Annotated in this window: 8 protein-coding genes and 1 pseudogene; 5 read left to right on the top strand and 4 right to left on the bottom strand. The window is 40.8% G+C overall.

The window, feature by feature from the left end; translation table 11 throughout:
• From PX636_RS17390 to PX636_RS17370, 5 genes and pseudogenes are all read left to right on the top strand, one after another.
• On the top strand, positions 1-320 hold a 320-nt coding region (locus tag PX636_RS17390), incomplete at its 5' end, for a hypothetical protein (RefSeq protein WP_288118059.1).
• A 5-nt stretch (positions 321-325) separates the two neighbouring features.
• Positions 326-679 carry an immunity protein CdiI family protein gene (locus PX636_RS17385; RefSeq protein ID WP_288118058.1) on the top strand — a complete coding sequence of 118 codons (354 nt, stop codon included), beginning with the start codon at positions 326-328 and terminating at the stop codon, positions 677-679.
• Between the two features lie 14 nt (positions 680-693).
• Positions 694-774 (top strand): annotated as a pseudogene (locus tag PX636_RS17380) (PEP-CTERM sorting domain-containing protein); the annotation flags it as partial.
• A 125-nt stretch (positions 775-899) separates the two neighbouring features.
• A complete protein-coding gene (locus PX636_RS17375) occupies positions 900-1,136 on the top strand; it encodes a hypothetical protein (RefSeq protein ID WP_072926254.1) in 237 nt (78 codons plus the stop codon).
• A gap of 2 nt (positions 1,137-1,138) precedes the next feature.
• Complete coding sequence (locus PX636_RS17370) at positions 1,139-1,378, top strand: hypothetical protein (protein WP_002751846.1); 240 nt, start codon at positions 1,139-1,141, stop codon at positions 1,376-1,378.
• 110 nt (positions 1,379-1,488) lie between these two features.
• Here the strand turns inward: PX636_RS17370 and PX636_RS17365 are convergent, their stop codons facing one another.
• The 4 genes from PX636_RS17365 to PX636_RS17350 form a co-directional block, all read right to left on the bottom strand.
• Complete coding sequence (locus PX636_RS17365) at positions 1,489-1,851, bottom strand: type II toxin-antitoxin system RelE/ParE family toxin (RefSeq protein WP_288118057.1); 363 nt, start codon at positions 1,849-1,851, stop codon at positions 1,489-1,491.
• Positions 1,844-2,182, bottom strand: coding sequence for a UPF0175 family protein (locus tag PX636_RS17360; RefSeq protein ID WP_012264498.1), 339 nt, complete (start codon positions 2,180-2,182; stop codon positions 1,844-1,846). The genes PX636_RS17365 and PX636_RS17360 overlap by 8 nt, the downstream gene beginning before the upstream one ends.
• Positions 2,183-2,360: 178 nt before the next feature.
• The gene (locus PX636_RS17355; RefSeq protein WP_288118048.1) at positions 2,361-3,923 is read right to left on the bottom strand and encodes an iron uptake porin; all 1,563 of its coding nucleotides are present in this window, start codon (positions 3,921-3,923) and stop codon (positions 2,361-2,363) included.
• A 270-nt stretch (positions 3,924-4,193) separates the two neighbouring features.
• The gene (locus tag PX636_RS17350; protein WP_288118046.1) at positions 4,194-4,757 is read right to left on the bottom strand and encodes a thylakoid membrane photosystem I accumulation factor; all 564 of its coding nucleotides are present in this window, start codon (positions 4,755-4,757) and stop codon (positions 4,194-4,196) included.
• Positions 4,758-4,945: the final 188 nt, after the last annotated feature.

Below are 4,945 nucleotides of genomic sequence, written 5' to 3'. Positions count from 1 at the left end.
CTAAAGATCCTAGCGGGAAAATTGTTTTTCTAGAAACAGGAAAAGGAGGAGAGAGAGGTTCTGGATTACTGCATATTCTAGAAAATCATCGAGAAGATTTCCTCCAGAGAGGTATTGCCGAAGAACAAATTCCTGATTTAATTATAACAGCTATTAGTGAGGGGACAATTATTGGCATACAAGGAAAAAGTCGCATAATTTATCAAGTAGAAATCAATGGAATTATTCAGTATGTTTCTCTAGAAATTAGTCATAATGGTTACTTAGTGAGTGCTAATCCAACTCCAACGCGATTAATTAATAAACTTATTCAGGAATGATAGTTATGGCAATCAGAATCAAACTTTGGGCAGATTATGGAAGTTACCCACTTTGGGGAGTAGATGAAATTGATAACATTGCTCCTGAAGAATTACCATTAAGTAAAGAAACTATTCAGCGTTTAAACCCATGGCAGGATACTTACGATAAGACTTTAAATCAAGACTATCCACCTTTATCAGATTTTCCTAATCAGCAAGCTGAAATGGATTTTAAACAAGAAGGAATTAGTTTATGGAAACAGTTACGTCTTGAACCAGCCCCGGAGTATGAAGTTTTCTACCAAAATGAAGGTCAATTGTTCAGACATCCTAAGGAAATAACCAAAAAATCTACAGTACAAAAAATAACAGTTTGAGTATCATCACCTTCGGCTCCGGCGCAGCTTCAACCCTCAAGCGCCAACTAAAACCATCCAAATCCACCGAAAAAGAAACCACAAAAGTAGGCTAAATTGCCTCTAAAAATACCATAAATGCCCCTTCAATCAATCTTGAGGGGGTTTTGTTTTTTTATATCTCTTTTTTGGCAATAGATGCTATAATGAAAGGCCACTCTTGAAGATTGCTTGATCGATCGTGGACTTTGAGATTATCAGCGATATCACGAATATCGAGATTATTGCCACAGGAACAGGAATTCGTAATCGGGAACGGTTGCAAAAACAGTATGGCAAAGGTAAATGGAGAAAATTAAAGGGCATAGCCCAAGTTCAGCTTGCCAATGGTATAGTAAGGTTAGCTGAAGTTCATTGGTATGAAGCTCATGGCATCGGCAAAAAAGAATTTAAGCTCAAGTTACCCTTTCTAGATTGACCATGAAAATAGAGTCATCTCCAACAAATAAGTTCGCAGTTTGTCTCAATAATGAAGGCTACGAAGCTTCACTAGAGGTGGGCAAAATATACCGCGTTATCCCTGATGAGACAGCAGAAATAAACAGTCTAATTCGGGTTATTGATGAAAGTGGTGAAGATTACGCTTTTTCTGTGAATCGGTTTCATGCTATTGAGTTACCAAAGCCAATAGAAGAGGCTTTATTATCAGTTGCCAACTAAAACCCCCTAAATCCACTGAAAAAGAAACCACAAAAGTAGGCTAAATTGCCTCTAAAAATACCATCGATGTCCCTTCATTCAATCTTGAGAGGGTTTATTTTTGGCATCTATTAATACTTATAAAAATTGTCAAACTTATTAATGATGTCTTGAATTTGCTGCGCTGGGATGTCTGTTTGGTCAGATTTGGTATAGATGAGGAGCATCAAAACACAACCATTGTCTTTAAGTTGATAGATAACACGATAGCCGCTACTTTTGCCCTTTTGAATATCGCTGTTTTTGAGGCGAACTTTAAAGACAGTGTAGCCTATTCCTGGTATTTGATCGCCGATGAATTTGCCTATCTGAAGGTCATCAATTAGAGGTTGTAGGTCAGTACGAATGCTCCGATAGCGTTTGGCGAGGGTGCGAAGTCGATCCTTGAATTCATCAGAGAAAAGGAGCTTAATAGAGGGAATTTCTTCAGTCATCTATGCCATCCCAGAGTTCAGAGATGGGATGTACTTTGCCTTCTTTAGCTTGCTGAAGAGAAATACAAAGACTGGTGAGGATGAGTTCTTTTGGTTCGTCGTCAGGGTCAGTGGGTGGAGTGAGGATATTACGCGATACTAGCAATTGGTAGAAATCATCGAGTGCCATTCCCGTTAGTTCGGCTGCTTGTTCAAATTGAAGGCGTTGCTGCTGATAAAGCATGACAGCGATTTCCGTGAGCATTTGAGCTTCAGTCATTTGTACTGTTTGCAGAAGTTTAGAGGGAAGGATGAGGTTCATAGAGGTTTCATTAAGTGGCAGTAACTTCATTGTATCGCCATGAAAAGGAAACCACAAAAGTAGGCTAAATTGCCTCTAAAAATACCATAAATGCCCCTTAATTCAGTTAGTTTAGAGTGCGAAACGCAGGAACAGCAGCCAGCCGTCGAGAAATGATGTCAAATCCCGTCATACTTTATCTTTATTTCTGACCGGCTGCCTGGACAAATCAGAAAGTAAAAGTCGTTCGGATAGTACCGATAACTAAGGTGGAATTGTTGTTATTTGAGTTGGGAGAAGTAATCACGATTACCCCCGGAGTAAGGGCAATATTATCGGTGAGTTTCCACTCATAAAATCCTTCGATATGAAAGGAAGTATCGGGATCATTAGTGGAACTACCATCATTTAATCTAATACTAGAACTAGACACCCAGGGCTGCATACCAACAATAATACCAGCGGTATTTCCTTCCTTAAATAAATCAGGAAAAGCCAAAGTTACCGCCCAATTCCAGATATCTAAATCCCCGCGTTCTAGTTGTCCATCTAAGGTGCTAAGGGTGATAGCTTTTGTGTAACCACCCCAACCACCGAGGACAAAACCATCGACAATTCGCCAAGTAAATTGTAAACCCAAACTATTATTAATTGTCGGGACAGCCTCCCCGAATAGTTCTTCGGTGAAAAATCGGAAATTCGAGCGCTGGCTTCCCGTTCCCGTATCTAATTGGTTATAACCATGAAGGTAGGATAAAGCAATACCAAAATTCTCGTTAGGAACATAACCCAGCTGCCCTAGGGCAGTATAGGAACCGTTAAATAAACCCGCACCCGGGTTAGGATCGTTAGCATCCCCAGCAAGATAACCGGCGCTGAATTGCAAAGCCCCATAATTACCCTGTAAACCGAGTCCAGTTTGTCCGGGGGCAAAATAAAGGGGATTGCGGGTACCAAAAGCGGAAAGCGCCCCACTAGCACCATCTCCATCCAAAAAGTTGAGGGTATTGGTAAAGTCATCTTTAGCACCTCCCGTCGCTTCTAACCAGAGGTGGATATTTTCCGTTACGGGGAAACTGTAGTTTAAAACTTCTAGCAATAAATCGTTGCCGTCGGGTTGGGTAAAGGCTAAGGTACTTTGAAAAGTTCCGGTGGTATCGGCTAAATCGGCAATATTTCCCGTTGCTAGACGGGTATAGAGTAAATCTTTGCCTGTGAAGCTAGTATTTAATTCTAAACGGGCCCGATAACCAAAAGCTGGCACTTGGGGAATTCCTTCACCACCGTTTTTTTCTCCTGTGGCTACCCCATATAATGCCATCACCACTTCCCCAGTTAATTTAGTAGTGGTGGAAAATTGATTATTTTCCAGAAAAGCGACTCGATTTTCTAAGTTATCAACTCTTGCCCCTAATGTCGCTAATTCTGTCTCGAATTCCTTGACTAATCGCTTGATTCTGTCTAGATCTTCTTTTAATACCGCTACTCCTTCTTGAATCAATCTTTCCAGGGTATTTAAGCAAGCATTCAACCCGGCGGCAAATTCCCAACGAGTTAAAGCGCGTTCACCGCGAAAAGTGCGGTCAGGATAACCTACTATACAACCATACCTCTCCACGAGACTTCTTAAGGCCTCAAAAGCCCAGGCGGTGGGAGAAACATCCCGCAATTGATTGACACTTGTTACCTGTGCCATGGGGTTACTAGAGAGGTTTTCGAGACTATTAGCCAGTACCGGACCAGAAAAACCCAGTAATATCGCAGCTGTTAGGAAATTTTGCTTGATTTTCATTGCTGTCTCTCACACCTATAAGAATGATTATTGTTCTCAGTATAATTAGGTTAGCAAACTTTTTCTAGTCTGGCACTGTTGCAAATATTTTTCAAATATTACTCCAGATAAAATCTGAATTGCCTAGCATTTATTGATTAAAATAAATCTTAAATGATAATAAAAGCAATAAGTAAATAATTTTATTGTTCCTAAAAACAAGATAGAGACGCTGCTGACAGCATCTCTAAATGATTATTTTTGGTTCAATTGAGGATAAAAAAGAGGTAACTAGCGCAATTCAGCGTTAAACTCGTTAAAAGAGCGTCTTTTTAACTCTACCGATTCTGATCGAGGCAAAAGATCAAAAACCTTTCTTAAGACATCATCCACATCTTCATATTTAACATTGCCCAAACCATCATAAACCACTTTACCCTGTTGGTCTAAAACCACCGTTTGGGGAACCCCACCGCGATAATAGTAACCCGGTTCATCGGGACGATAGGAAGACTTTAAGGGGATAGAATCGACAGTAACGGGGATAATACTGGCGGCGCGACCGTAAAACTCTTGAAAACGGGAGACAATCGCCGCAAATTGCTTACAATCACTACTATCATCCAGATAATAGACGATTATAGCTGGAATTTTCCGTTGAAAAGTTTCCGCTAAATTTAGACGCGGTGGTACGAGGGAACCATTACCCGCATAGACCACAAAAATATTACCATCGAGGCGATCATCATCGATCCCCGCATAGGCGCTAGAGGTTAGCCAAGGAGACAAACTCGTCAGGGCGATAATAAGAAAGACAAGACAGATCTGAAGACGCAGCCGATAACGAGATTTCATGATCAACAGGGTTAGAATATTAAGACAATTTTTAGTTTGACATACCCCACGCCGTAAACGGACGTGGATTCTTCTAGCATCACTGCTGTGAATTTCTGGCTCAACGAGTCCACTTGAATTAGATTCCTGGCGAAATCCCACCCAGAGGTGGTTCTCTCCTCAGACTTTCGCTCCCTTACAGAAGCCTG

Source organism: Microcystis sp. M53598_WE2, from assembly GCF_030067735.1.
Taxonomy (GTDB): Bacteria; Cyanobacteriota; Cyanobacteriia; order Cyanobacteriales; family Microcystaceae; genus Microcystis; species Microcystis aeruginosa.
Note: the sequence above shows the minus strand (reverse complement) of the source record. Positions and strands in the feature narration are given on the sequence as shown.